Origin of the sequence: Paenibacillus glycanilyticus (assembly GCF_051200795.1) — a bacterium.
Lineage (GTDB): Bacteria > Bacillota > Bacilli > Paenibacillales > Paenibacillaceae > Pristimantibacillus > Pristimantibacillus glycanilyticus.
In genome coordinates this window covers 3,769,884-3,795,010 of the sequence record NZ_CP195155.1, presented here as the reverse complement: position 1 = coordinate 3,795,010, position 25,127 = coordinate 3,769,884, and the positions used below count along the sequence as shown (strand labels likewise).

At 51.1% G+C, this 25,127-nt stretch carries 22 protein-coding genes; 13 read left to right on the top strand and 9 right to left on the bottom strand.

Going from position 1 to position 25,127, the window contains the following annotated elements; translation table 11 throughout:
• Positions 1 to 37 precede the first annotated feature (37 nt).
• From ACR9FF_RS17565 to ACR9FF_RS17535, 7 genes are all read left to right on the top strand, one after another.
• Positions 38 to 1,798, top strand: coding sequence for a cache domain-containing sensor histidine kinase (locus ACR9FF_RS17565; protein ID WP_435163316.1), 1,761 nt, complete (start codon positions 38 to 40; stop codon positions 1,796 to 1,798).
• Positions 1,795 to 3,354: a response regulator transcription factor gene (locus ACR9FF_RS17560; RefSeq protein WP_435163314.1), complete on the top strand. Its 1,560-nt coding sequence runs from the start codon at positions 1,795 to 1,797 to the stop codon at positions 3,352 to 3,354. Before ACR9FF_RS17565 ends, ACR9FF_RS17560 begins: the two co-directional genes overlap by 4 nt.
• Before the next feature lie 117 nt (positions 3,355 to 3,471).
• On the top strand, positions 3,472 to 4,800 hold the full coding sequence (locus ACR9FF_RS17555; RefSeq protein ID WP_127495232.1) for an ABC transporter substrate-binding protein: 1,329 nt from the start codon (positions 3,472 to 3,474) through the stop codon (positions 4,798 to 4,800).
• A gap of 138 nt (positions 4,801 to 4,938) precedes the next feature.
• Positions 4,939 to 5,832: a carbohydrate ABC transporter permease gene (locus ACR9FF_RS17550; RefSeq protein ID WP_127495231.1), complete on the top strand. Its 894-nt coding sequence runs from the start codon at positions 4,939 to 4,941 to the stop codon at positions 5,830 to 5,832.
• A gap of 4 nt (positions 5,833 to 5,836) precedes the next feature.
• Positions 5,837 to 6,673 (top strand): carbohydrate ABC transporter permease, encoded by an 837-nt coding sequence (locus tag ACR9FF_RS17545; RefSeq protein WP_127495230.1) that lies wholly within the window; start codon positions 5,837 to 5,839, stop codon positions 6,671 to 6,673.
• 142 nt (positions 6,674 to 6,815) lie between these two features.
• Complete coding sequence (locus ACR9FF_RS17540; RefSeq protein WP_435172151.1) at positions 6,816 to 7,175, top strand: BlaI/MecI/CopY family transcriptional regulator; 360 nt, start codon at positions 6,816 to 6,818, stop codon at positions 7,173 to 7,175.
• Positions 7,172 to 8,626, top strand: a complete 1,455-nt coding sequence (locus ACR9FF_RS17535; RefSeq protein ID WP_435163311.1) for a M56 family metallopeptidase — start codon at positions 7,172 to 7,174, stop codon at positions 8,624 to 8,626. The genes ACR9FF_RS17540 and ACR9FF_RS17535 overlap by 4 nt, the downstream gene beginning before the upstream one ends.
• A 14-nt stretch (positions 8,627 to 8,640) precedes the next feature.
• Here ACR9FF_RS17535 and kduD read toward each other — a convergent pair whose 3' ends face one another.
• The 3 genes from kduD to kduI are packed head-to-tail and all read right to left on the bottom strand — an operon-like array spanning position 8,641 to position 10,996.
• Complete coding sequence (kduD, locus tag ACR9FF_RS17530) at positions 8,641 to 9,390, bottom strand: 2-dehydro-3-deoxy-D-gluconate 5-dehydrogenase KduD (RefSeq protein ID WP_127495228.1); 750 nt, start codon at positions 9,388 to 9,390, stop codon at positions 8,641 to 8,643.
• Between the two features lie 3 nt (positions 9,391 to 9,393).
• A complete protein-coding gene (locus ACR9FF_RS17525; RefSeq protein ID WP_435163308.1) occupies positions 9,394 to 10,161 on the bottom strand; it encodes a DeoR/GlpR family DNA-binding transcription regulator in 768 nt (255 codons plus the stop codon).
• A gap of 1 nt (position 10,162) precedes the next feature.
• A complete protein-coding gene (kduI, locus tag ACR9FF_RS17520) occupies positions 10,163 to 10,996 on the bottom strand; it encodes a 5-dehydro-4-deoxy-D-glucuronate isomerase (protein ID WP_435163306.1) in 834 nt (277 codons plus the stop codon).
• Positions 10,997 to 11,194: 198 nt separating this feature from the next.
• Here kduI and ACR9FF_RS17515 point away from each other — a divergent pair, with 198 nt between their 5' ends.
• Positions 11,195 to 11,776 (top strand): GNAT family N-acetyltransferase, encoded by a 582-nt coding sequence (locus ACR9FF_RS17515; protein WP_435163304.1) that lies wholly within the window; start codon positions 11,195 to 11,197, stop codon positions 11,774 to 11,776.
• A 167-nt stretch (positions 11,777 to 11,943) separates the two neighbouring features.
• Here the strand turns inward: ACR9FF_RS17515 and ACR9FF_RS17510 are convergent, their stop codons facing one another.
• Positions 11,944 to 13,512 (bottom strand): glutamate synthase-related protein, encoded by a 1,569-nt coding sequence (locus ACR9FF_RS17510; RefSeq protein ID WP_435163302.1) that lies wholly within the window; start codon positions 13,510 to 13,512, stop codon positions 11,944 to 11,946.
• Between the two features lie 369 nt (positions 13,513 to 13,881).
• Between ACR9FF_RS17510 and gmd the strand changes: the two genes are divergently transcribed.
• Complete coding sequence (gene gmd / locus ACR9FF_RS17505; protein ID WP_435172149.1) at positions 13,882 to 14,997, top strand: GDP-mannose 4,6-dehydratase; 1,116 nt, start codon at positions 13,882 to 13,884, stop codon at positions 14,995 to 14,997.
• 133 nt (positions 14,998 to 15,130) lie between these two features.
• On the opposite strand, the gene ACR9FF_RS17500 is transcribed toward gmd, so the two are convergent.
• Complete coding sequence (locus tag ACR9FF_RS17500; RefSeq protein ID WP_435163300.1) at positions 15,131 to 16,249, bottom strand: DegT/DnrJ/EryC1/StrS family aminotransferase; 1,119 nt, start codon at positions 16,247 to 16,249, stop codon at positions 15,131 to 15,133.
• Positions 16,250 to 16,281: 32 nt separating this feature from the next.
• Positions 16,282 to 16,929, bottom strand: a complete 648-nt coding sequence (locus ACR9FF_RS17495) for an acetyltransferase (protein WP_435163298.1) — start codon at positions 16,927 to 16,929, stop codon at positions 16,282 to 16,284.
• Positions 16,930 to 17,117: 188 nt separating this feature from the next.
• Here ACR9FF_RS17495 and ACR9FF_RS17490 point away from each other — a divergent pair, with 188 nt between their 5' ends.
• Complete coding sequence (locus tag ACR9FF_RS17490) at positions 17,118 to 19,022, top strand: DUF4214 domain-containing protein (protein WP_435163296.1); 1,905 nt, start codon at positions 17,118 to 17,120, stop codon at positions 19,020 to 19,022.
• 3 nt (positions 19,023 to 19,025) lie between these two features.
• Here the strand turns inward: ACR9FF_RS17490 and ACR9FF_RS17485 are convergent, their stop codons facing one another.
• The 3 genes from ACR9FF_RS17485 to ACR9FF_RS17475 are packed head-to-tail and all read right to left on the bottom strand — an operon-like array spanning position 19,026 to position 22,012.
• The gene (locus tag ACR9FF_RS17485) at positions 19,026 to 20,198 is read right to left on the bottom strand and encodes a glycosyltransferase family 4 protein (RefSeq protein ID WP_435163294.1); all 1,173 of its coding nucleotides are present in this window, start codon (positions 20,196 to 20,198) and stop codon (positions 19,026 to 19,028) included.
• Between the two features lie 30 nt (positions 20,199 to 20,228).
• Entirely contained in the window at positions 20,229 to 21,323 is a 1,095-nt protein-coding gene (locus ACR9FF_RS17480) for a glycosyltransferase family 61 protein (RefSeq protein WP_435163292.1), read from the bottom strand.
• A 5-nt stretch (positions 21,324 to 21,328) separates the two neighbouring features.
• Positions 21,329 to 22,012, bottom strand: coding sequence for a class I SAM-dependent methyltransferase (locus ACR9FF_RS17475; protein ID WP_435163290.1), 684 nt, complete (start codon positions 22,010 to 22,012; stop codon positions 21,329 to 21,331).
• A 233-nt stretch (positions 22,013 to 22,245) separates the two neighbouring features.
• Between ACR9FF_RS17475 and ACR9FF_RS17470 the strand changes: the two genes are divergently transcribed.
• From ACR9FF_RS17470 to ACR9FF_RS17460, 3 genes are read left to right on the top strand one after another with little or no spacing between them, the layout of a single operon-like run.
• The gene (locus tag ACR9FF_RS17470; RefSeq protein ID WP_435172147.1) at positions 22,246 to 23,388 is read left to right on the top strand and encodes a glycosyltransferase family 2 protein; all 1,143 of its coding nucleotides are present in this window, start codon (positions 22,246 to 22,248) and stop codon (positions 23,386 to 23,388) included.
• Positions 23,357 to 24,133 carry a glycosyltransferase family 2 protein gene (locus ACR9FF_RS17465; RefSeq protein ID WP_435163288.1) on the top strand — a complete coding sequence of 259 codons (777 nt, stop codon included), beginning with the start codon at positions 23,357 to 23,359 and terminating at the stop codon, positions 24,131 to 24,133. The genes ACR9FF_RS17470 and ACR9FF_RS17465 overlap by 32 nt, the downstream gene beginning before the upstream one ends.
• Entirely contained in the window at positions 24,102 to 25,121 is a 1,020-nt protein-coding gene (locus tag ACR9FF_RS17460; RefSeq protein ID WP_435163286.1) for a GT-D fold domain-containing protein, read from the top strand. The genes ACR9FF_RS17465 and ACR9FF_RS17460 overlap by 32 nt, the downstream gene beginning before the upstream one ends.
• Positions 25,122 to 25,127 lie beyond the last annotated feature (6 nt).

The following is a 25,127-nucleotide window of genomic DNA, read 5'->3' as shown; positions in this document are numbered from 1 at the left end:
ATCAATACTTACGCATGATGACTGGAGGGACAACAACTTGAGGCAGGGGTTACTAGCTTTCTATTATAATTTGCGGATCAAATATAAAATAATTGTCATGCTTGCTTTTATGATGGCGGTTATCGGCATTGCTACCTTTGCGGTCATGAAGTATGCCTTTCACGCTTACGACAAGGAAATCTACAAGCAATCCGCCAGTGCTCTCAACAGCGCTTCGCTAGGCGTCGAGAAGGAGCTCCGCAATATGGAGAAGATTTCCTTCAAGATTGCGACGGACAGCTACATTCAGGATTATTTGAGCGAGATTAAGGCAGGCGGCTCCGAGTACAGCAATTATCTGACCGCGGTAAATATACGCCAGCGGCTATTGACCTTCACCAGCAACGAGAAATATATACTGTCGTTTCATGTGATGGATGTTTTTAGGAAGCAATATGGAAACGGTTACAAGATGATTAATTTGTCAACCGAACGCAACGCGCAAGTCGTAAATGAGACCAACAAAACAAATGGCGGCGTCCAGTTTGTCTTCCCGGATTACGGGGATAACGCGCTTATTGCGGGCAGGGAAATCCGCAGGGTGGACGGGCTGGAGCTGGATCATCTGGGCAATATGGCGGTCAGGATCGACATCGACCGGCTCTATAGCGATCTTGTAACCTCGGCGGATAATTCCAAAGCGTATTTTGCCATCCTGCAAAAGGGCGGCCACCTGGTCTATCCGCATGACCAGCCTGACGGAATGGATCTGACTTCCTTGCAGCTAACCGGACAGCAAGGCTTCAAGATTGTATCGTTGTCGGGCAAAAACTATTTCATCACCTATTATTCCTCCGGCTATCTGGATTGGGTGTACGTTAACGTGATGCCTTACGATCAGATCTTCCATACGACGGAATCGGCGAAAAATACCGTTATTATCGTCTACATTCTACTCTCGGTTCTCATTCTGGGAGCTGCGCTCAGCTTCTCGCGTTCCATAACGGGGCCAATAGAACGGCTGAATCAGAGAATGAAGCGGATTCAGCTCGGGCATTTCGAATTTGCGGAAGAACCGGAGGAGCGCAATCTAGCGAAGGATGAAGCCGGCCAGCTGCAGCGCAATTTCCGGATGATGGTGGGACGGATCGACGAGCTGATCAACGAAAATTATGTCAAGCAGCTGACCATCAAGGATACGGAATTCAAAGCGCTGCAGGCGCAGATTAATCCGCATTTTTTGTACAACACGCTGGAATCCATTAACTGGTCGGCCAAAATCGCCGGACATAAGCAGATCTCTATTATGGTTGAATCCCTGGGTTACCTGCTCCGCAGCACGATCAGCCACAAGCAGCCAACCGTGACGCTTGAGGATGAAATGAGGCTGGTCAGCCATTATATCGCGATCCAGCATATCCGATTCGAAGAGCGCCTTGTATTCGAGAACCGGATCCCTGACCGTCTCTTAAATGTGTATGTGCCAAAGCTCAGCCTGCAGCCGCTTGTGGAGAACGCGATCCATTACGGGCTGGAGCAAATGATCGAAGCTTGCGTAATCACGATTACGGCAGAAGAATATGAAGGCGGCATTGCAATAACCGTAGCGGATAACGGACCGGGGCTTGCACCGGATGTCATCGATCAGCTTAGAAGCGGGGAAATCCAGCCAAGAGGAACGGGAATCGGCCTGCGCAACATAGAGGACCGCATCAAGATGCTGTTCGGAGAAGCTTACGGCATTCGGGTAGAGAGCGTTCCGCAGCAAGACACACGGATTACCTTGTATCTGCCAATCGAAATGGGGGAGAGAACATGAAGTATAAAGTGCTGTTGATTGACGATGAACGGATTATTCTGGAAGGCATTGCGTCTCTGATGGACTGGGATAAATACGGAACGCAGCTTGCCGGTACGGCGCGCAACGGCTTGGAAGCCCTTCAATTTATCGAGGCTCAGCAGCCCGATATCATTATTAGCGATATCCGCATGCCGGGCATGGACGGTCTCAGTCTGGTGAAACGGGTAAAGGAGGCTTATCCGCATACAGCGTGCATCATGCTGAGCGGCTTTGGCGATTTCGAATATGCCCGTCAAGCCATGCAGTACGGGGTTAAGCATTATTTGCTGAAGCCTTGCAACGAGAATACGATCGCCGAAGCGATTGTGTCGGTCGTAGAACAGCTTGATCAGGAACGGCGTACCGATGCTTTCCTTCAGCGGATGCAAGAGGAGCTGAAGAAGGTACTCCCAAGCGCGAAGGAGCAGTTTCTGAAAGAATACGTAACGAATAAGCGTTACGGGCGCCGCGAATGGGACGAATACGGCAGACTGTTCGGCATTCAGCTCGAGAATCTGGAAGCCAGGCTGCTGCTATGCCAGCTTGAGGGTTCGTTTGAATTCGATCATCTCTTTGCGCTTAAAAATATCGCCGAAGATATTATCGGCAAGCCTACCATTCTTCTCAGCACCACGATAGGCAGCCAGCTGCTTATCCTGATCCGGGATCAGTATCCCGAAAGCGAGCTTCTCACCATTTTGGCGGAAGTCAAGCGGACCTTCACCGGGTATTTCAAGCTGGATACAACGATAGCGATCAGCGACGCCGGCGAACTGGCGGAAGCCCGCAAGATGTACATGGATACGCGAAGCTGCCTGAACCATCGCTTCTATCTGGGCGGGGGAAGCCTTATCACGGTCCGGGATATCCAGCAGCAGGATGAGCAAGAGGAACAGGTCTTTTTGTATGACGATACCCAGCTCTGCATGGCGGCCAAATCGGGCAACTGGGAAGAGGTGAACAAGGAGCTGGAGGAGGCATTCCGGATTCTGGCGGGGCTTAGGCTGGATAACTCCACGGCCAAATCGTACGTGATTCCCTTGTATGTAGCGTTAATCCGTCAGGCGGAACCAAAGCGGATGAACGAATATTTGCAGCTGCTGGCCAAACTTGAGTCTCTCAATACCTTGCAGGCGCTGCAAAGCTTTGTAGAGAATGCGGCCAAACAAATCTGCCAGGAGAACTACGAGATTCAATCCTGCCGGCATTCCGGCATCATTCAGAAGATGATGAGCATCGTCAGCGAGCATATGAGCAATCCGGCCCTTTCCCTGCAATGGGCGGCAAGCGAGATTTTGTACATGAATGCGGATTATTTAGGCAAGCTGTTCAAGAAAGAGACGGGGGATAAATTCTCGAACTATGTCATGAAAACGCGAATGGACAAAGCGCTGGAGCTGATCGAGGCAAGCAGCGACGTTAAAGTGTTTGAACTGGCGGAGCAGCTGGGCTTTGGCGATAATCCCCATTATTTCAGCCAGGTCTTTAAGAAATATACCGGGAAATCACCATCGGATTTCAAGAAAACATCCTAAACAAGATGTCTGTTTTTTGATGAAAAATCACTGGTTATTCGATTCCGGGCTCTCCTTTTTAACTGTACTATAGGAAATGTAAACACTTACATGGTTTAAGGAAGGGGCGCTAGAAACATGGGAAAGAAGCTATCAGCAGCAATCGCACTCATCTTGGCTACGACTCTTACGGCATGCGGCGGGGGCAACAATAACAACGCAAATCAAGCCTCCAACGCGAATGCAAGCACTTCCGCTAATGCAGGCAAAACGGACGCAGGGAAAAACATTACTCTCCGTATCGCCTGGTGGGGCTCGCAGCCTCGTCACGATTACACGCTTGAAGTTATCAAAATGTATGAGACCGCTCATCCAAACGTGAAGATCGAGTCCGAATACGCCAACTTTGACGACTATTGGAAAAAGCTTGCTCCCGAGGCCGCTGCCAGCGAGCTGCCGGACATTGTGCAAATGGATATTTCCTACCTGTCGCAATATGGTTCGAAAGGACAGCTCGCCGATCTTACGCCTTACCTGAACAAGCAGATTGACACCACCGATATTTCGGAGAACGCGCTCTCCGGCGGTAAGCTGGGCGACAAGCTTTATGGCTTTAACCTTGGCGTGAACACCGTAAACTTCCAATACGATCCAGCCCTTCTGAAGAAGCTGGGCGTAGACAAGCCGGCGGATGACTGGACTTGGGATGATTACTTCGCACTCGCCTCGAAAGCGAAGGAAGCGGGTCTCTACTTCGATAACGGCTTCCGTCCGGAAGTATTCTTCGGCTACTACCTGCGTACGAAAGGCCAGCATCTCTATAATGCGGAAGGCAATGCGCTTGGTTATGAGGACGACCAGCTGTTCGTTGACTTCTTCAAACCGCTGGCTCAGCTCGTGAAGGACGGAGACACGCCTCCGCCGGACGTAAAAGCGCAGATTAAAGGTCTGGAAGATGACCTGATGGTAAAAGGCCAGCAAGTAGGGATCTGGCAATGGACGAACCAGTTCGTAGGCATTCAACAAGTGGCGAACCGTCCGCTGGAAATGGCAAATATGCCAAATCCCGACCGTGTGAAAGGTCTCTATCTGAAGCCAAGCATGTACTTCTCGATTGCTCAGAATTCCAAGCAAAAAGAAGCGGCTGCCGACTTTATTAACTTCTTCGTCAATGATATCGAAGCTAACAAGCTTATCAAAGGCGACCGCGGCGTACCTGTAAACAGCAAAGTTATCGAAGCAATCAAACCAACGCTTGAACCAGCTCAACAGCAAGTATTCGATTATGTGGCATGGGCGCAAGATAACAGCTCGCAAATGGATCCGCCGGATCCGATTGGCGCAGCAGAGATTATTACCTTGTTCAGCTCGCTTGCGGAGCAAATGGACTTCCAGCAAATTACGCCGGAAGATGCCGCTAAGCAATTCCGCGAGGAAGCCAATGCGATATTAGCCAAGAACAAATAAGAATGACAGGCAGGATGGCTGGCCGCAAACGGCCAGCCATCCTTTATAAAAGGCTTATATTCACCGCGAAACGTGTGCTGCTCCTCCTGGGCGCCAGCCGTTTCACCGGTAGCGAATCTTGTGCAGGAGTTGGTCCGAATGAAAGCGATCTTTAAGAGAGATTTGACGGGTTACGCGTTTATCAGCCCCTTTGTTGTCGGCTTTCTTGTATTTACCTTTGTTCCGATTTTGGCATCCCTCTATTTGTCGTTTACCGATTATGATCTGTTTACAACCCCTTCTTGGGTTGGTTTTGACAATTACCATGATCTCTTCACGAGTGACAAGAAATTCTGGAAATCGTTAAAGGTCACGTTCCTGTACGTATTTATCGGAGTTCCTCTTCGTTTGTTTTTCGCCCTTATGGTTGCCATGCTGCTTAATACCGCTTCGAGAGCGGTCGGCGTGTATCGGACCTTGTTTTACCTTCCATCCATTATCGGCGGCAGCGTAGCCGTATCCATCATGTGGCGCAACCTGTACGGCGATAAAGGGATTATTAACGGATTGCTTCAATTTGTCGGCCTGGATGCGGTCAGATGGTTTGCCGATCCGATGGCAGCGCTGTGGATGCTCATAACCTTGTCGGCATGGCAGTTCGGATCTTCGATGCTGATCTTCCTGGCAGGCTTGAAGAACATACCGGTCAGCTTATACGAAGCCGCAAGCGTAGACGGCGCAAACGGATTTAACCGATTCTTTAAAATAACGGTGCCCATGCTGACACCGATCATATTGTTTAACGCCATAATGCAAACAATCGGAGCTTTCATGACGTTTGTTCCCGCTTACATTATTTCCAAAGGTACGGGCGGTCCGCTGGACGGCACCTTGCTCTATTCGCTGTATTTGTTCCGCCAAGGCTTCCAATTCTTCGATATGGGTACCGCATCGGCAATGGCTTGGATCATGCTGATTATCGTGTCGGTACTAACAGCCGTGTTGTTCCTGTCATCTAAATACTGGGTTCACTACGAGTCGAAGGAGGGGTAAGCACATGATCGCAAAAAAATGGAGATGGCCGATTTATCATATTGCTGCAGCCGGCGGCGCTATCTTGATGATCTATCCCGTGATCTGGCTCCTCATGAGCTCCTTCAAGAAAAGCGAAACGATCTTTACAACCGCAAACAGCCTGATTCCGGACAAATGGATTTGGACGAACTATTCGGACGGCTGGGCAGGCATAGGCGGCCACTCGTTTGGCACTTACATTACGAACACGCTTGTGCTTGTCGTGCTTGCCACAATCGGCGCGGTATTGTCCTCCGCGCTTGTAGCGTTTGGCTTCGGCCGGCTTAATTTCCGGGGCAAAAAATTCTGGTTTGCGATTATGATGGTTACGCTGATGCTTCCGCATGACGTAACGCTGGTTCCGCAATATATCCTGTTCTCCAAGCTTCATTGGCTGAACTCCATCAAGCCGATTGTTATTCCTGCTTACTTCGGGGCACCGTTCTTTATCTTCCTGATGGTGCAGTTTATCCGAACCCTTCCGGGTGAACTCGACGAAGCGGCTACCATTGACGGCTGCGGCAAATTCCGGTTGTTCTACCGCATCATTTTGCCGCTCATTATCCCGGCCATGGCAACCGCCGCAATCTTCTCGTTCTACTGGCGCTGGGAGGACCTGATTGGTCCGCTGCTTTACCTGAACAAGCCTTCGATGTACACCGTATCGATGGCCCTTAAGATGTATCTCGATGCCGAGACGCTTTCCAACTGGGGCGCCATGTTCGCCATGTCGATTGTAAGCTTGATTCCGGTATTCGCGATTTTCTTCTTCTTCCAGAAGCATATCGTTGAAGGGATCAGCACAAGCGGTCTGAAATAGAAACCAAGTAGTTAACCCGCAAAGCTAAGGCTTTGCGGGTTTATTTCGTTTTTCGCAGGCGGATAGTCAAACACAAGAGGTGCATTCTCTTGACAAAGGAGGTTTACTGCAATAAACTTCGTTTATAGTGGAGGCGATCGAACTGGAATCCTATAAGTTATTTGATGCGGAATACAAATTTGCCTGTCTGATTTGGGACAATGAACCGATTAATTCAACGGAGCTTGTGAAGCTTAGCAAATCAAAGCTGGGCTGGAGCAAATCGACGACCTACACCGTCCTGAGAAAGCTATGCGAGCGGGGTATTTTGCGGAATGAACAGGCCGTTGTGACGTCCCTTATCAAGAAAACCGAAGCACAGAAGTACGAAAGTCAGACGGTTGTCGAGAAAGCATTCGACGGCTCGTTGCCGCAATTTCTGACGGCGTTTCTTGGCGGAAAGAAGCTGTCGAGGAAGGAAGCGGAGGAGCTGAAGCGGATCATTGAGGAGTCGACGCAATGACGAATCTGTTTATTACGGTTGTTAATATGAGCATTACGGCGGGGTATGTGGCTATCGCTGTCATGCTTGCGAGATTATTGTTCAAACGGCTGCCTAAACGATTTTCCTACTTTCTATGGTCGGCTGTAGCGTTAAGACTGCTTGTTCCCGTTAGTTTTACGGCAGGCTTCAGCTTGTTGCAAGCGGTGAATCCTCTTAACCATTCGCAAGCAGGAAGGTTGGAATATGTTCCTCATGATATCGGGATGCAGAAGAATCTGGTATTGGACATCGGCGTAGACAGTCTTCGCCAGCTTGTTCCTCTTCCGTCTGCCACGCCTTTAGCGAGCGTAAATCCGATGCAAATCTTGGTGTGGCTAGGCAGCTTGATTTGGGTAACCGGTGTTGGCGTACTGCTGCTATACGGTATGATCCAGTATGCGAGGCTATGGTCTAAGCTGAGAACGGCAACGCTGGTACAGGATCGCATCTTTGAAACGGATCAGATTCGCACGCCGTTTGTGTTTGGTTTTCTGAAGCCGAGAATTTATATCCCGACCGGTCTGTCCGAAGAAGAGCTGCCTTATATCATTGCTCACGAACAGGCTCATATCAAGAGGCGGGATTATTTGATTAAGCCTGCTGCCTATTTGCTGATGATTATCCATTGGTATAATCCTGTCCTATGGATTTCTTACAGGCTGATGAGCAAAGACATGGAGATGTCCTGTGATGAACGGGTGATGAAGCGGATGGGGAGCGAGGTAAAGAGAAGCTATGCCTCCACGCTGCTATCCATATCGATGAACAGCAGCAAATGGCAAATGGGCGGGCCGCTTGCTTTCGGAGAAAGCGATGTGAAGGCGAGAATTACGAACGTTCTTGCTTACCGTAAGCCATCCTCTTGGGTTATAGCGTTGTCGATGCTGGCTGCAGTGGTGCTTGTTACCGGATTTACCGCTAATCCGAAGCCGTTGCAGCAGTCGATGCTGCCGGCAGCCTTGGAAAAAGAAACGTATGCCGGTTACGATCTTGAAAAGCTTATGGAAAATAAAACCTTGTATGTCGGGAATCACATGAAGGTAGGCGGATTGATTGGAGCAATGCCTAAGCCGGTTGGCTTGGAAGGGAAGGGAATTTCGCTTCAAACGAAGTCGCAGCCATACGGGGTTACCGTCAATTACGATGGAACGGATGATATGCAGGCGGAGAAAGAATTGGCAGCGAATAAAAACGTTTTTTACCGGAATGCCATTATGCTGCTTAGTCTGATCGATAATGTGGATTCGATCACATTTACGGTAAGCCATGCATATAGCGTGTCTATGACGAGGGGAGAAGCCGAGTTTCTGCTCGGCGGAGATGTCCGTCCATATGCGGTTGACCTTGACAACATGAAGAATCTGATCGATCAGCTGAATAAATATAATTGGGATCAAAAGAAAGAAGACGCTCAACGGTTAACCGTTTAAGCGTCTTTTTCTTTTTATCTTGCCATCCATCCGCCGTCTACGTTGAGAACATGACCGCTCAAGTAGTCCGATGCCGAGGAAGCGAGGAATACAACCGGACCTTTCAGATCATCCGGCGTACCCCAGCGGCCAGCAGGGATTCGCTCGGTAATCGAGTTCGTGCGGGCTTCATCCTTCAGGATCGGGGCCGTGTTGTTCGTTGTCATATAGCCTGGGGCGATAGCGTTTACTTGCACGCCGCGGCCAGCCCATTCATTCGCCAGCGCTTTTGTTACGCCGGCAACGGCGTGTTTGCTTGCCGTGTAACCGGGAACATTGATTCCGCCCTGATAGCTGAGCATGGAAGCGACGTTAATAATTTTGCCGCTGCCGCGCTCCAGCATGTGGCGTCCGGCGAGCTGGCTGAGGAAGAAGACCGAGTTCAGGTTCAGGTCGATGACATCATACCAGTCTTTTGCCGCGTGGTCGGCGGCTGGCGTACGGCGGATAATGCCAGCGTTGTTCACGAGAATATCAACCTTGCCGAAAAAGCCGCGGGCTTCATTAAAGACATCTTCCAGAATATCGGCGTTGCTAAGGTCGGCGGAGATTTCTTCCGCTTGTCCGCCAAGCTCGCGGATTGCGGCAACAGTCGCGTTGCTGTTAGAAGAAGAGATGGCAACGACGGATGCGCCCGCTTCCGCAAGACCAAGCGCCATCGCTTGGCCAAGACCGCCGGATGTACCGGTTACAACTGCTGTTTTGCCTGTCAGGTCAAATAACATCGATTAATTCATCCTTTCGTAAATCGCAAGATTCGCACCGGCCTGCCGGTATTGCCGAGCCGTGTCCGATGAGATCCCCGAGTCGGTCAGAATCGTGTTTATCTCATGAAAGTCCGCAAAGGTAAACAATGCGCCTTGGCCAAATTTATGGTGATCAACGACCACATACGAGGTTTGCGCCGTATCGAGAAGGGCCCTCTTGAAAGCCGTCAGGTCGCCTGTATAAATCGTGAAGCCAAATTCCGCATGAACGCCCGTTGCGGACAAAAAAGCTTTTTTAATATTGAGCTTCCGGATGTAAGCCTCGGCTTCCGCGCCTGCAAGCATATTGCGGACGCGGTAACCGCCGGGCACGACCAGCTGAATTTCATCCTTGCGGGACAGCTCGGCAATGATGTGTACATCGTTGGTCACGACGGTTATAGGTTGATTCCGCAGCCTCTTGGCGATTTCTAGCGTTGTGCTGCCGCCGTCCAGCGCGATAATGTCGCCGGGATCAATAAAAGTAAGCGCCAGCTCCGCAATCTCCGTCTTCTCGGAGGCATGCCGTACTAGCGGCTCTTGCTGCGACAAAATGCCAAGCTGGTCGCTTTGGGCAAGGACTGCTCCCCCGTGTATGCGAAGGAGCAGTCCTTTTTCCTCAAGCCTGGCCAGATCCTCGCGAATCGTCTTTCCCGTCACGTTCAGCCGTTCGCTTAAATCCTGAACGGTAACTTCGCGGCTCGCCAGCAGGGCTTCCATAATTAATTCATGTCTGCGAATCGCATTCATGTTATTTCAAATCTTGAGGTGCAACCGCGTCCATATCTTCGAAGATTTGGTTCTCGCCAGCCATACCCCAGATGAACGTATAAGCGCTTGTGCCTACGCCGCTGTGGATCGACCAGCTAGGCGACAGGATCGCTTGCTCGTTGCGCACGACCAGATGGCGCGTTTCTTGCGGCTCGCCCATGAAGTGGAAAACATTTCCGTCTGCTTGCATATCGAAGTACAGGTATACTTCGGAGCGGCGGTTGTGCGTATGGCAAGGCATTGTGTTCCAGTTGCTGCCCGGCTTCAGCATCGTGAGGCCCATAACCAGCTGGCAGCTTTGGATACCGCCAGTGTGGATGTAACGGTAGATCGTACGCTCGTTGTTCGTGTTAAGAGCTCCGAGATGGTTAGGGGAAGCTTCGCTGATCGATGCTTTCACCGTAGGGTAGTTCTTGTGGGCAGGCGTCGAATTCAGGTAGAACTTGGCCGGATTAGCCGAATCTGAGCTTGTGAACACAACCTCTGCAGCGCCAAGGCCGATGTAGAGGCAGTCTTTGTTTTCCATATCGTAAGCGGTGCCGTCAACGGTAACCGTACCACGGCCGCCTACGTTAATGATGCCGATCTCGCGGCGTTCGAGGAAGGTTGCCGCACCCATGGTTTTAGTGTCGGCTTCGAGCTTAACGGATTGGTTAACCGGTACCGCGCCGCCAATAATAAAGCGGTCAACGTGCGAGTAAGTAAGGGTCAGCTCGTCTTGAACGAAAAGAGTCTCGAGCAGGAACTCTTGACGAAGTCGCGTTGTATCGAATGCTTTTACCTCTTGCGGATGCGATGCGTAACGGATTTCCATGTTGAAATGACCTCCAATGGTTGAATAAATTTGTTTAAATAAGTTTATTTAAGTTCGTATAAGTTCATTTTAAGGTGGGCCATGTGGAAATGCAACCCTAAATTTGAACGGGAAAGTTTATTTTTAATGAAAGAGGATACTGTGGCGGAGCTGGAAGCTTGCTATAGTGAGGGAAGCAGCGAAATGGGGGAGATAGGTATGAGTCAAATCCGAATTGATTGTCCGGCCGTTTATTTACGGGAGTACGCGATAGATGATCTGGAAAGCTTGCATGCCTTGACCTGGCAGCCTGAAATTTATGAGTTTCTGCCGGGTTGGAACGTGTCCAGGGAGCAGAGGGAAGAATGGTTTGTTCATTATGAACGGGAAGAGAACGCAAGGTTCCTTAAGGCCGTGTCGGGGGGCGGAGAGGTTGGCGACCTGAGATTAAGGCTGGGGATGATAGAAAAATCGAGCGGCGAATTTATTGGCTGGTGTTGTACGGGCATGAAAGAAGAGCTGCCCGTCCCGGAGCGGGAGATCATGTACGCGATTTCGAATCAGCACCGGAATAAAGGCTATACGACGCAAGCCGTGAAAGGGATGGTGGAGTACTTGTTTCAGCATACGAAAATCGATAGTTTAGTCGCGCTGGCCCATATTCGCAATATTGCCTCTATGAGGGTGATTGAGAAGAGCGGATTTATATTTAAGAAGAAGATTAAAATCGAGGATGAGAGCTATCGGTATTACACCAGAAGTAAATCGAGTCCTGTAGAAGATGAGCGACTTCGTATATAAAGAAACGCCTCATGATACTGTACTATTTCCAACGTAGAGCGCTCTGCTATCTTTTGCGGGGGGAGTTTTGCTAAAAAAAGCTGCAAGGGATCAAAAACGGAAAATAGCGTTGCAGGGATAGCTCTCTGCAACGCTATTTTTATAAGGATGCGATCCGTTTATCCCTGTTATACCGTTTCCGGATACGGATACAAATCAACGACGCGGTCCGTGTGGCCGTTGTCGGTCATAAACACGACATGCTCCCGGCGGAACTCGCGCGGACTGTTCAGACCGCAAGCGGCAGCCAGGGAGAAGAGGCCTTCCCGCATCTGGAGGATATAGTTCATGACGCGCCACTGCTTCTCTTCCGGAGCGAGCGCTTCCTGGTACTTATCGTCCGTTGTTGTGACGCCTGCCGGGCATTTGCCGGTATGGCACTGCAGTGCCATGATACAGCCGTTCGCCATCATAAAGCCGCGGGCCGAATTGACGGCATCCGCGCCGAGCGCTAGAGCAATGGCAACTTTATCCGGAGTAATAAGCTTGCCGGAGGCGAAAATTTTGAACCGGTCCCGAATGCCGAATTTGCGGGCCGTGTCGTCCAGAATCAGCAGGCCGGCGAACAACGGAAGCCCCATGCCGTCTGCCATTGCTTTGAAGGTAGCGCCCGAGCCGCCTTCGGAGCCGTCAACCGTAATAAAATCCGGATAAATATTCATATCGATCATAGCTTGGAAAAACGGCTCGAGACGCTGCGGATCGCCAACGACGATTTTTACGCCAATCGGCTTGCCGCCTTCCCGCTGCAGCGTTTGGATGAATTCCAGCGCCTCCTCGGGTCTTGTCAGAAACTCGAAGCGGTTAGGGGAATTGACGGTTTTGCCGACGGGAACAAGGCGAGCTGCGGCAACCTTCTCGTTTACCTTGGAGCCTTCCAGATGTCCACCGCGAATCTTGGCGCCTTGATGGAATTTCAGCTCAAAGGCTTTAATGTTGGAATGGCTGGCTTTGCGCTTGAAGGCTTCAATCGAGAATTTGCCCGTCTCGTCCCGGAAGCCGTATAAGCCGGGTCCAATCTGGGACACCACATCAACGCCGGTCGATAGATGGACATCGGCTACGCCGCCTTCTCCCGTGTTAATCCAAGAGCCTCCCGCCATATTGGCGCCGCTTCCCGTCGACTGAATGTAGTTCTCGCCAACCGCGCCAAAGGAGGTAGCGGAGGCACCGAACAAACCCTTGAGCTTCCATGGCTGATCTCTGTTTTCGCCTACGATTAGCGCATCGTCGTCATGAAGGAGCCAAGGCTTGACTTGTTCGGAGATAAATTTTTCCTGGCGCGTGAAGACGCCTTCGTCCGTTATGACATACTTTTTGCCCGGCAGCATCGTATCGTTATCGATCTTAAGTTCGCTTGTAAGCTTCGGAAACATGGCGTTGGACAAATAAAAGCCGGGCTTCTCATAGTCCCGGCGGCCGCCGAAGGAGATCAGGTCCGTCCGGTATTTGGCGGCGTACACGACGCCAACAAAGTCGGCTCTCGAGAACGGTTTGCCCTCCGTATCGTTATCGAACCAGTATTGCCGGAATTCGGGACCAAGCTTTTCAAGCAGGTAGCGGAGCCAGCCAAGGAACGGATGCGAACGGATAATCGAATGTTTGGGTTTCTTCGATAAGGCGTACATGTAGCTGAAGAAGATAATTGGAGGCAGCGCGATAATGGCCACCAAAATAAGCAGAATGGAAAGCAGCATAAATTGTAAACCCTCCTGGCTCGAGAAATAACGTCATAACGTTCATTATATCACAGCCGAAAAGGGGATGCTTTCCAGGGACATACAACCCGTACGAAAATTAACCGCCGTACAATCTCAGCGAATGTCACGCCCGCATATAATGAAGCGTATACGATGCTAAAGGGGACGATGCTATGAACAGGCGGACAGCTTTGCTAATATCCCTCATTTTGTATGTGGTTCTCGCAATAGTATTGATCTTAAGCGCAGTATTTCATTTTGGCTGAAAATAGTTCTTTGTCCGATGCCGAGGCAGTTTGTCCTGTCATACCATATGGAAGATAGCAGGAGACCGACCTGCTCAATATGACGATGACGGAGGGAACCATGAATAAGGTCGCCTTCATTACAGGGATTACCGGGCAGGACGGGATGTATCTGGCTGAGCTTCTGCTTGCCAAAGGATACGTCGTGCATGGACTTAGGCGCAGGAGCTCGCTTGCCAATACCGGGCGGATCGACCGCCTCGCGGACGAAGCGAATAAAATCGGGAAGAAGCTGGTGCTTCATTACGGAGATTTAACGGATTCAACGAACTTGGTTCGCTTGGTCCAGCAGATTCAGCCGGACGAGATTTATAATTTGGCCGCAATGAGCCACGTTCATGTAAGCTTTGATTCGCCAGAGTATACGGCTAATGCGGACGGCATCGGAACTTTGCGGCTGCTTGAAGCGGTCCGGATTCTGGGGATGACGGAGAAGACCAGGATCTATCAGGCTTCCACCTCCGAGCTTTACGGATTGGTGCAGGCGGTGCCCCAAAGCGAAACGACGCCGTTTTACCCAAGAAGTCCTTACGCGGTAGCAAAGCTGTACGGCTATTGGATTACGGTAAACTACCGGGAAGCGTACAATATGTATGCCTGCAACGGGATTTTGTTCAACCATGAAAGCCCCGTTCGCGGAGAAACCTTCGTAACCCGGAAAATAACCCGTGCGGTTGCGAGGATCGCTTACGGGCTGCAGGACGTGCTGGCTCTCGGCAACCTGTCGGCTAAACGCGACTGGGGCCATGCGCGCGACTATGTCGATGCAATGTACCGGATTCTTCAGCAGGATACGGCTGAGGATTACGTCATTGCCACGGGCGAAACGACGGAGGTCAGAGAGTTTGTCCGCCTTGCTTTTGCGGAAGCGGGCATCGAGGTTGCCTTCGACGGAGAAGGGGCGGAGGAATACGGCTACGTGGTATCCTGCAGCAATCCGGAATACCAGATTCCGCAAGGCACGACCGTAGTCAATGTAGATCCCCGGTTCTACCGGCCGTCCGAGGTAGAGCTTCTGATCGGGGATTCGACTAAAGCGCGGACCAAGCTGAACTGGCAGCCGGTAAGCAGTCTGAAGGATCTGGTCGGCGAGATGGTCGCTGGCGATCTGGAGGAAGCGCGAAGGGTTGTCGATCTGCGCAAGCTCGGTTACGGCGTAAGCTTGGATATGGAATAAGCAATTACGGAAAAGGCTGTCTCGCATAGAGGCAGCTTTTTCGTTGTTCCTTTCGGCCTCATTCCTACCATAACAAAGCCCATCTACAATCCCCGGGGATAAATAGATGGGCTTTCTTCATTCTATATACGCGTTACACGCCGCGAACACGCGCTTTGATCCGGTCGCAAATATGCTGAATATCCTGCTCGGTTAGTCCGCCGTAAGTAGGGACGTTAAAGCCTTGCGCGGTAATGCGGTTTGCAACAGGGAATTGTTCATGCGGCTGCAAGCCTTGATAAGGCGGAAGTACATGCATCGGGTAAAAGAAAGGCCGCGTCTCGATGCCGTCATCCTTGAGCTGCGCCATAATTTCATTTCTTCGGGCCTCATCTGCATCGTTAAGAACTACGCTGAACATCCAATATACGTTTTTCGCCCAGGTCATTTCGACAGGCAGCGTAAGGGAAGGCTCATTTTTGAGATTCTCGTAGTAAAGACCGGCAACTCTCTTCCTCTCGCCGATATGCCAATCCACATTCTCGAGCTGGGCACAGCCGACGGCTGCCTGCAGATTGGTCAAGCGGTAATTGTAACCGACTATCGGGAACCAGTATTTGCGCACCGGATCGATGCCTTGGCCGCGGAGCGTACGCATCTTTTTCGCCAGCTGTTCATCGTCGGTCGTAATCATGCCGCCCTCGCCGGTCGTAATGATTTTGTTGCCGAAGAGGCTAAAGGTTGCGATATCGCCAAGCGACCCCGTTCGTTTCCCTTTATACTCCGCGCCTAGCGCTTCCGCGGCATCCTCGAGTACAAATAAACCATGCTTTTTGGCAATGCTGCTGACGGCGTCCATATCGGCCGGGTGGCCGTAGAGATGAACCGGAATAATGCCTTTGGTGCGAGGGGTGATCAGGCTTTCGATCTTCTCGGGATCCAGGTTCCATGTCTCGGGCTCGCAATCGACGAAGACGGGCGTTGCTCCGCAGTATACAACCGCGTTTGCGGTAGCGATAAAGGTGACGGTCGGAACGATGACCTCATCGCCCGGTCCAACGCCAAAAGCCAGCAGCGCCAGGTGTAGGGCGGTAGTGCCGTTGCTGCAGGAAATCGCATATTTGGTGCCGCAATACGCGGCGAAATTAGTCTCGAAATCGTTAATATATTTTCCGGCAGAAGAGATCCAGGTTGAGTCGATGCAATCCATGACATATTTCTTTTCGTTTCCGTTAAATACGGGTACGGCAACCGGATAAAATTTGTTGTCCATTAATTATGCCTCCCTCCGAGTTACCTTCATTCTTAAGCTAAAGTCCGTTTGACAACGGCAGGTACGCCAACAGCCAGCGAATGCGAAGGAATTGGCCGGATGACGGCCGCTCCGGCTCCAATCATGCAGCCCTCGCCGATTTGCATGCCGTCGATGACCGAAGTACCGGTACCGAGGAAAGATTCGTCGCCAACCGTGACGTTGCCGGACAAATGGCAGCCCGGCGCAATATGGCAGGCCATGCCGATGTTCCCGTCGTGGTCAACGGTAGCTCCGGTATTAATGATGCTATATGAGCCGATTCGGGTGTCCGGCTGAATGACGCATCCCGGCATTACCGCTACTCCCGCGCCGAGAGTAACGCCGGAAGCCAAATAAGCGCGCGGACTGATGGCATTTACCAGCTCGAATCCGAGACTTTCCGCATGCTTCGCAAGGGCGTGCCGCCTTGCGTTGTTGCCGATGGCCACAAAGGCATGGCGGATTCCTTGCTTATGCAATCCCGGCAGCAGCTCGTCACCGCCAAGCACGGTTAGGCCAAGAACGGTTGCCGATGGATCCGGGCCGATGCAGCCGATCAGCTCGACATGCGGATCGTGCCGCAAAATATCCGCGATCACTTTGGCGTGACCGCCGGCGCCAATAATTACGGTTTTATTAGGCAAGGCATGATGAAACAAAACGATCGACTCCTTTACGCATATCCCATCATATTCAAGCGGCCATAAAATGCTTCAATTCCGGCTAGACAGGCGTCTATTTCGGCAAATATGGTCGAAATCCCCAGAGGGCTAGGGCGTGAGCCGTTTCTTTTTCGGGCCGTGACAATACTCTATCTACAGACGAATAGTGATGGGAGGCCAGACCAATGAAGCGAAAGAAGAAACGCAGGTCGGTCAGACGCAGCTTGCGCAGCCGAACAGCACGAAGCAAACGGCGGAAAAACGGAAAGCCGAAGAGACTTTCGAGAAGAAAAGGCAGGAAACGTCTGCGCGGCAAAAAAACGGGCAGAAGAAAGAAGAAAGCCGTACCGCATGCAGCCGTTCCCGACGGAGCTTCCATATCGGCGGAGGATGCAGCCCGATTAAGGTCCAATAATGCGAGAGTGCGGGCAAGTCTGGTGGAGGGAAGCCGGATCATCGATTACCTTCATTTTGTATTCAAGCTGGATAATGAGGACTTTGTTTGGGAGATCTACCGCCAATTTCTGCAGCGAGAGCCGGATGCGGCCGGATTCTACGAATTTAAAGGCAGGCTGGAAGCCGGCGCGATGACAAGAGCCTCAGTGGCGGCGTCTATCATGCAAAGCGGCGAAGCCGAGCAGGTATTTACGAGAAAGCCGTCCGGAGACCACAATACCTCGGCCTTTAATTTACAAGCGTTATACCCAGCTCATACCTTGGACTTTATCCATGGAATCTATGCTGAGCTATTAGGCCGCGAGCCGGAAGACGCACATGTCGCAAACGATGTATTGGCCATCCATCAAGGAGTGTCCAGGCAAGGCTTGCTGGTACGGCTGCTCATGTCGGAGGAAGCGCAGAATCTGCTGCGTGCCTTTAATCCGCCAGCCCCTAAAGTGAAAGCCGCGATAAACGCCAGAGCCGCGGCAAACCAGAATATCGGTCTGTTCCTATGCTTCGGCGCCCAAATCGCAATGGACGGCGAAGGGATCGGACGTTTCTTCGTCCGCCTGTCCGAAGGATTGTTGGGTCTGCCTAACGGCTTTAATCTTCATATCGCAACGACGGGAGCCAATGTGAAAGAGACGGAAACGATCTTCGCGCCGCTGAAGGCCATGTATCCGAGCCGTTTGCACTTTTACCACTCCGACAGCATGGCGACGATCAACCGGGTTGTGCCGGCGGATGTCTGGATCGTCCCTTACGTCGGCATGGGGCTGGCCCAATACCTGCACCGGCCGTATATCGTTTGTCTGCATGACCTGGTCTATATGCATTTTCCGGATTTGTATGCGAAGGATATGGATCATTATCAATACATTCATTCCTTGGCCGAAACGATTACGAGAAATGCCGCGATTGTCGTATTTGATTCCGAATATATCCGCAATCATGAAGGGCTGACGTATTTGAATCTTCCGGTTCATCAGACGGAAGTGGTCCGATTCGCTGCGCCTCATGAGGAATACTCATCCTTTGGCATCAAGACCGAGATAGAATTCCGCGTCAAATACAATCTGTTTGGTCCTTACCTGACCTTCCCGTCCGTTATCCGCCTGCACAAAAACCACGAGCGGCTTATTGACGCGTTCCACCGTTTCCGGCTTACCGATCTGGGAAGGGCGTCCGGATTAAAGCTCGTATTTACGGATGATCTCAATAACCGTCCGAGACAGCAGGAAATTACGGAAGCGCTGAACGCGATTGCCGATCCCGTTATTCGGTCATCGGTCATCTTTATGGGCCGTATCCCGTCAGCCGACTTGCCGTCGCTTTACAAATATGCGGAAGGGGTCGTTGTGCCAACCTTGTTCGAAGGCAGCTGTCCATTCCCGATCGTCGAGTCGTTGCTGATGGATACCCCGGTTGCCTTCGGACGGCTGTCGATTGTCCAGGAGGTTATTCCGGATATGAGCAGCTTTGCGACGTTTGATCCCTACAACCCCGTTGAAATGGCGGAGTCCATCGGCAGGCTGTATCTGCAGGGCAAATCGGCTGTACCCGCGCAGAAGGAAGCCGCAAGCGGCCTTCTGCGCAGGAGCTGGGCGGATGTTGCCCACGATTATGCCGCGATCATTGGCCGGATTTGATCATTAATAAAGAATCTTGCCATAGTAGCGCCAGAAGGTAATTTTGAATACTTCGATATATTGCTTGGCAATATCGTCCCAGGTTTGCGTCGCGTCATGGACGCCGTGCAAAGCCGATAATTTGTAGGTGTCGTAGTCGTCAAACAAATCATCCAGCGCTTTGGCAATCGAATCCGGGTTATGCGGGTCAAACCAGGCAATCTTGGCGCTATGCCGGGACAGATGCTCCCGCATAACCGGAATATCCGAGCAGAGCACCGGCGTGCCGAGCCGAAGGGCTTCTTCCACCGGATAGCTCCCGCCGCCTTCCGACAGACTGGGCATGATTAGCGCTTTGGCGTTTTTGATCAAGGCCGGAATGTCATGGTCTCCAACAAAGCCAAGCGGGTAAACTTGCCGGTCGAGAAGAAGACCGGTCCTTTTCATGGTGGATACAAGCGCTGGAATCCAGTTTACCTCGGACGTGCTATCCGGGAACGGAATACGCAGTTTATCGGTCAGATACCCGGTTAAGACTAACGGGTATTTTCTTTTGTACCGGGACTTGGCGAAGCCCATAAGCAGGTTATTGTGGTTTTTGTGCGGAGAAGTATTCGACGGATAGATAATATAGTCGGATGGAATTCGGGAGCTTAGCTCGGGCGATACCTTGCGGTTGTACACGTTGGCAATCGGCGTGATGGCGTGCGGAATGACGAACGCCTGCTCCGAACGGCTGCCGAAATGAGCGATCAGCCTATTCTTGACATGCTGGGAGGATACGACAACCGAAGACGTATGATCGATCCACTTTTTGGATAGTCTCCAGTGAAACGATAATTCATCGCCTTTCATAAACGGCGGGACGAAATCAAAGATGGTGGTGTCGTGGAAGGTGCAGACCGTAGGACGGTCAATGGCTTGAAACTGCTCGGTATGCGGCCAGAAGAAGTAAACCACGTTCATGTTCGTAAGCAGATGGCTGCTCTGGGGATGGTTGATCGGATTGCTGTTATAGCAGATCTCAATATTCCCCGTTTTTTGAAGCTCGACGTAATTTCGCAGCTGCGAATTTGGCGCGACGACTAGTCTGACCCGCTCTACTCCCGGCTGTCGGGCAATAGCCGCCGTCAGATTGAACAAGAGGCGCATCCCTCCGCCGATCGAAAACTGATTAGACCATATCAGGATATTCATGCTTTATCCTCCTGTAATTTAAGAAATCGTTCAAGCATTCACAATACCGTTAAGCCGCAAGTAAATGTCCAGCTTTCCGATATCGACAATGATGTTGTCCGCACCTACATGCGCCTGGGGTTCAACCTTGCATAACAACTCGTAATAATCAAGTCCTGCATGGCAGCATAGCTTCCAGAAATAATTGTCGACAAAGGATACGGGGGCCAGTTCAATCAGCGATGCCCCGGGGTCGCAAAAGGCAACGTTAATGCTGCCGCTGCCGAAAGGCGCCACAATGACTTTGGCCGAAGCAAAAACTTCGATTTTTTCCTCGGTCGTCATCGGCGTGAGCACAATCTTCTTAAACCCCTTTGTCTGCAGGTAGCGAAGTACCTCGTCTTCGTTGACCACATGGCGGGCCTCCGCGTCCTCACGCGTGATATAAATCCGCTCGTAGCCTTTGCGTTTGCGGATTTTACGCTTGTTCTTCATTTGATCCGCGATATAATGCGAAGCCCACGGCGGGCATTTTCCGATCATGAGCGGTACGGCGGGCACAACCAACGTCTTAGCCTTCAGATGGAAGTCCGTTTGATCGACCTGAATAATTTTGTTAAAGGGAATGCCAAGCAGCTTTAATGACTCGTATTGAAAAGGGTAGGTCAGTTTGGGCAATACGTATTTATCAATCGTTATCCCGCTCTTCTCCAGCAGATGCATGCGGGGCAAAATGTCAAAGAACCAGTGTCCGAATACCGTGTGCGTGCCGCGGCTCTTTGGTTTAGGGAAATTCCAGCCCCAGAACAAGGAGGCGACGGTTCCGGCATAATAGTCAGGCTCTTCAAGAACCATTGTTTCATAGCCGGTGTCGTACAGCTCCAGATCGCCAATCCGCTTGTTATCCGGCGTAATCACGTACATGTGGCTCGTCATAAGCCTTCCATCGGGAATGCTGACAACAAAAGCTTCTTCATAGTGGCAGGTTGAAATCCAGCGGTGCGGATCAATGCTTCTTGGGGAAGGCAACCGGACCGTTTCGGCTGGATATATCACTTTATATCGTTCTTTGGCTTCGCTTGCGGAAAGGGTTTTCGCCCAATCCTTCGCTTTCTTGTAGGTTTCTTTCGGAATGGTGTATTTCATGGTCTCTACCCTCTGGCATAACGGAGGATGAGCTTCTGCTGCTGGGCAAGAACCTCCTGAAATTTGTCCGGTACGCCTTTCGGAAAGAGCACGCCAAGGCCGTTGGAATGTTGGAACTGCATGTGGGGATGAATGGCGCTAAGCTGATCCCACAAAATATGAACGCCGAAATTCATGATTTTGACTGCCGTGTCATGAAAGAGGACGATACCGTTTGGCGCCAGCTTCGGCAGCCAGCTCGCATAATCATGGAGCACCGAATGATAAGCATGATAGCCGTCGATATGAAGGATGTCGATCGTTTTATCAGGAAACTTAGCCAGCGCTTCGTCAAAGGTAGTTCGCACAAGAGTGCCGACATTCGGAAACTCCCTGTTTTTGACCGATTGAACCGCTTGATAAATGCCATCGTTGATTTGCCCGTACATCCCTGTGTGAGGATCGCCCTGCCAAGTGTCCACGGCATAGCAGGCGGTATCGAGAGCGGCATCCTTAATGGCCTGACAGAAGCTGAAAAATGAAGTTCCGTATAAGGTGCCAAGCTCAACGATTACTTTCGGTTTGGCGAAACGAACAAGATCGTATGCGAAGCGGCGGTGTCCGGACCAAGCTCCTTCCGTCATCATTCCCGCCGGTATTTCCGGTGCATGGTCGGCTGCGTATTCTGGCCTATAAAACTTCCAATCCATAAGTCAACTCCCCATCTATCGTTATAGAAGCACAAGAATTGAAATATTTTATGTTCGTTTGCTATAAGAGGTCAGGGACAAACGTGCAGGCGATATACACATTTATGAAGCGCGGTGCCGTACATAAGCCGTTACGATTCTATTGTCCGCACATACAATGTCAGAGGCAGACGCTAGGAGGATTCTATTGGCATGCACATAGAAAGACATAATGAGAATAACGAGGTGTGAATATGAGAAGCCTCGCCAGGAAAAGAAAAACAGCGTACTCTACCAAACCGTTGACATCCCGGCAGGGACGGCGCCCGAATCCGGCCGGTGCAAGGAAATCCAGGCCCCAGAAGACCAATCGGGGGCTTGCGGATAGGGGGACCAGCAAGCAATTAACCATATTGGCTTGGAGACTCGGCAGAAGTGCTGCTCAAACGGCATTAATGGAGGAGGGGGTAGACCTTCAACAACATGTGCAGGAGTTGTGGCTCAAGGAAAGCGGATTAATTCGAAAAGCAACTGCCGCCGGCAAGTATATTCCGGTAATGAAAGCATTCGTTGAAGGGTATTTTTCTACTCATTCATTTGACGAGACCCGCAATTGGGTACTGCTTCCGACCCATAAGAAAGTGGCAGCCGTTGTTATGGCCATGAATGAGGAGTTGTCCATTCAGTCAACCATTCAGGAGCTGGAGCGAATGCCCCTCCATGAGATCGTTGTCGTTGTGAACGGCTCGACGGACTCGAGCTTTATGATGGCAAGAACGAGCAGCAGAGCGATCATCCTCCACTATAACGAAGCCTTGGGTCACGATGTGGGTAGAGCAATCGGAGCGAAAATTACAACCTCCGACATCGTAATTTTTCTTGACGCGGATATCCCGGTTGCCGCTGAACAGCTGTTAAGCTTTGCAAGGGCGACTGATCGTGACATGGACGTCGCTTTGAACGATCTTTCCCGTTATGTAGGCGTGTTCTCCGACTGGGATGAAGTTTCGATTATGAAATATTTTCTGAACCGCTCCAATCGCCGGGATGATCTGAATGTGAATTCCATGACGGCCGTTCCGCATGCCTTAAGCCGAAAAGCAATTGAGGTAATCGGTTTCGCCAATCTGGCGGTTCCCCCTAAAGCGCAAGCCATTGCTTTGCAAAAAGGACTGCGAATCGGAATTGGCGGCAGCATCAATGTGTTTAAGAAAAACCGGCACAGGAAGGAAAATGTCGGCGTGAGCAATCCGATCTCTAAGCTGATTATGGGCGATCATTTGGAAGCGCTGGGATGGGCGATGCGGGAGGAAAGCCCGCGTCTGAAATATACCGATCATTTGCGCAAAAGGGAGCGAGCGAAAGATGTTAACAAGCATCATCATTCCGACCTATAACGCGCTCTCCCATTTACGGGAGACCATCGGAACGATTCGTAAGCATACCAAAGAACCGTATGAGCTTATCGTTATTGATAATGGTTCAACCGACGGTACGCTGGATTATTTGAAGCAGCAGCGGATCATTGCTATTTCATTGCCGGTGAATACGGGGTTTCCGGCTGCTTGCAACTGGGGAATGAGGTTGGCCAGGGGTGACCGGCTGCTTCTGCTAAATAATGATGTTCTGGTCACGTCCGAATGGCTGGGCAGGATGCACAGCGTGCTGGATTCGGATCCTTCCATCGGGCTGGTTGGACCGATGACAAACTTTGCGAGCGGCAGGCAGCAAATCGCAATGACCGGCCGATATGACGAGTTCGCCGAGCGTCTGAAAATCGATGAGAACGGGCAATGCGAGTTCGTGAACCGGATCATCGGTTTTTGCATGTTGTTCTCCCGCAGCCTGATGCAGACAATAGGTCAACTCGATGAACGGTTCTCGCCCGGTCATTACGAGGATGACGACTACTGTTATCGTGCTTATCGCGCTGGGTACCGGGTAGCCATCGCAAAGGATGCTTTTGTGTATCATCATGGCAGTGCTTCCTTCGGCCGTTATGACGGAGAAGCTCTTGAGGAGCTGGTTGAGCGAAACCGACTGCTGTTTATGGATAAATGGGGAATCGATCCGCTTGAATTACACGATGAGAACGGCAAGGGGGAACGTCATGCGCATTCGGACGCCTCGCAAAAAAAGTAAACCGCGGAAACGGAAGAAGCAAATCGGCAGGAAACGGCGTTTAATCCAAGCTTCGCCCAAAATCATCATGAACCCGGCAGAGCTAGGCGAAGCAAGGCCCATGGAAGCGATTCACGAGGCGGAAGCGGAAGGAAACAAGGCGGAGACTGGGCAGCATGCAGGTTTTATGGAGGGCTACGCAAAAGGATATCAAGAGGGAAAATATGCAGGCGGGGAAGAGATCATTGATCAGCTATTGCCACCGAATATCGTTTTTCCGGACCTTTCTCTGAAGCAAATCATAGCAGCAGGCGTAGGCCTGCATATGGAGCAAGCCATTCCTCTTATGCTGCCTGAACAGGTCAGAGATGCGATTCTTCAAGCCATGGAGGAGAAGAGGCCGTTATCGATCGTAAGGCTTGGAGACGGAGAGCTTCTTACCATGGCTCAAGAAATCGTTATGCCGGTTGATCAAGTAAGGCGGGAAGGCAAATTTTTGGAATATGCGGGAGTGAAGGTGCCGGATCTGGAGATTCGCAACCGCTTGGTCGAAGCGGTTACCGGGGCCGATATTGTTGGCATACCGAGAACCAGAATGCCGAATTATCAGCTGCTTGTATCGCCGGTTTTTCAAGCCTATGGTTTATCGCTTCGGGAGAAGCAATGGACCGATTCCCTTATTAACTACAGTTTATGCACGGCAGGATGCCTCCTGCCGATTCTGCAAAATAGGCGAATTCTTCTTATCGGCAATATGGCGGAACCGCTGTCTGCCGTTCTCGCAAATCGCGGCTTATCCGTTGCGGGCGTCGTATCGCCGGTTAACGGAGCCCGGGATGCTGCCAGAGTAGCGGCATTGGCTAGACAGTACGAGTTTGACATTGCTCTGGTCTCCGCCGGAATCGCTGCCGTATTGATTACCGAAGAGCTTGCCCGCGTTACCGGCAAGGTAGCTATCGATTTCGGCCATCTAGCCAATGCGCTCATAAAGGGAGAAGCACCTCTCTAAGCGCAT

What these genes read in the sequence shown, in the direction of transcription:
- ACR9FF_RS17560 (WP_435163314.1), top strand. Translation starts at nt 1,795, where the DNA reads ATGAAGTATAAAGTGCTGTTGATTGACGATGAACGGATTATTCTGGAA.
- ACR9FF_RS17555 (WP_127495232.1), top strand. Translation starts at nt 3,472, where the DNA reads ATGGGAAAGAAGCTATCAGCAGCAATCGCACTCATCTTGGCTACGACT.
- ACR9FF_RS17550 (WP_127495231.1), top strand. Translation starts at nt 4,939, where the DNA reads ATGAAAGCGATCTTTAAGAGAGATTTGACGGGTTACGCGTTTATCAGC.
- ACR9FF_RS17545 (WP_127495230.1), top strand. Translation starts at nt 5,837, where the DNA reads ATGATCGCAAAAAAATGGAGATGGCCGATTTATCATATTGCTGCAGCC.
- ACR9FF_RS17535 (WP_435163311.1), top strand. Translation starts at nt 7,172, where the DNA reads ATGACGAATCTGTTTATTACGGTTGTTAATATGAGCATTACGGCGGGG.
- kduD (WP_127495228.1), bottom strand. Translation starts at nt 9,390, where the DNA reads ATGTTATTTGACCTGACAGGCAAAACAGCAGTTGTAACCGGTACATCC.
- ACR9FF_RS17525 (WP_435163308.1), bottom strand. Translation starts at nt 10,161, where the DNA reads ATGAATGCGATTCGCAGACATGAATTAATTATGGAAGCCCTGCTGGCG.
- kduI (WP_435163306.1), bottom strand. Translation starts at nt 10,996, where the DNA reads ATGGAAATCCGTTACGCATCGCATCCGCAAGAGGTAAAAGCATTCGAT.
- ACR9FF_RS17515 (WP_435163304.1), top strand. Translation starts at nt 11,195, where the DNA reads ATGAGTCAAATCCGAATTGATTGTCCGGCCGTTTATTTACGGGAGTAC.
- ACR9FF_RS17510 (WP_435163302.1), bottom strand. Translation starts at nt 13,512, where the DNA reads ATGCTGCTTTCCATTCTGCTTATTTTGGTGGCCATTATCGCGCTGCCT.
- gmd (WP_435172149.1), top strand. Translation starts at nt 13,882, where the DNA reads ATGAATAAGGTCGCCTTCATTACAGGGATTACCGGGCAGGACGGGATG.
- ACR9FF_RS17500 (WP_435163300.1), bottom strand. Translation starts at nt 16,249, where the DNA reads ATGGACAACAAATTTTATCCGGTTGCCGTACCCGTATTTAACGGAAAC.
- ACR9FF_RS17490 (WP_435163296.1), top strand. Translation starts at nt 17,118, where the DNA reads ATGAAGCGAAAGAAGAAACGCAGGTCGGTCAGACGCAGCTTGCGCAGC.
- ACR9FF_RS17485 (WP_435163294.1), bottom strand. Translation starts at nt 20,198, where the DNA reads ATGAATATCCTGATATGGTCTAATCAGTTTTCGATCGGCGGAGGGATG.
- ACR9FF_RS17480 (WP_435163292.1), bottom strand. Translation starts at nt 21,323, where the DNA reads ATGAAATACACCATTCCGAAAGAAACCTACAAGAAAGCGAAGGATTGG.
- ACR9FF_RS17475 (WP_435163290.1), bottom strand. Translation starts at nt 22,012, where the DNA reads ATGGATTGGAAGTTTTATAGGCCAGAATACGCAGCCGACCATGCACCG.
- ACR9FF_RS17470 (WP_435172147.1), top strand. Translation starts at nt 22,246, where the DNA reads ATGAGAAGCCTCGCCAGGAAAAGAAAAACAGCGTACTCTACCAAACCG.
- ACR9FF_RS17465 (WP_435163288.1), top strand. Translation starts at nt 23,357, where the DNA reads ATGTTAACAAGCATCATCATTCCGACCTATAACGCGCTCTCCCATTTA.
- ACR9FF_RS17460 (WP_435163286.1), top strand. Translation starts at nt 24,102, where the DNA reads ATGCGCATTCGGACGCCTCGCAAAAAAAGTAAACCGCGGAAACGGAAG.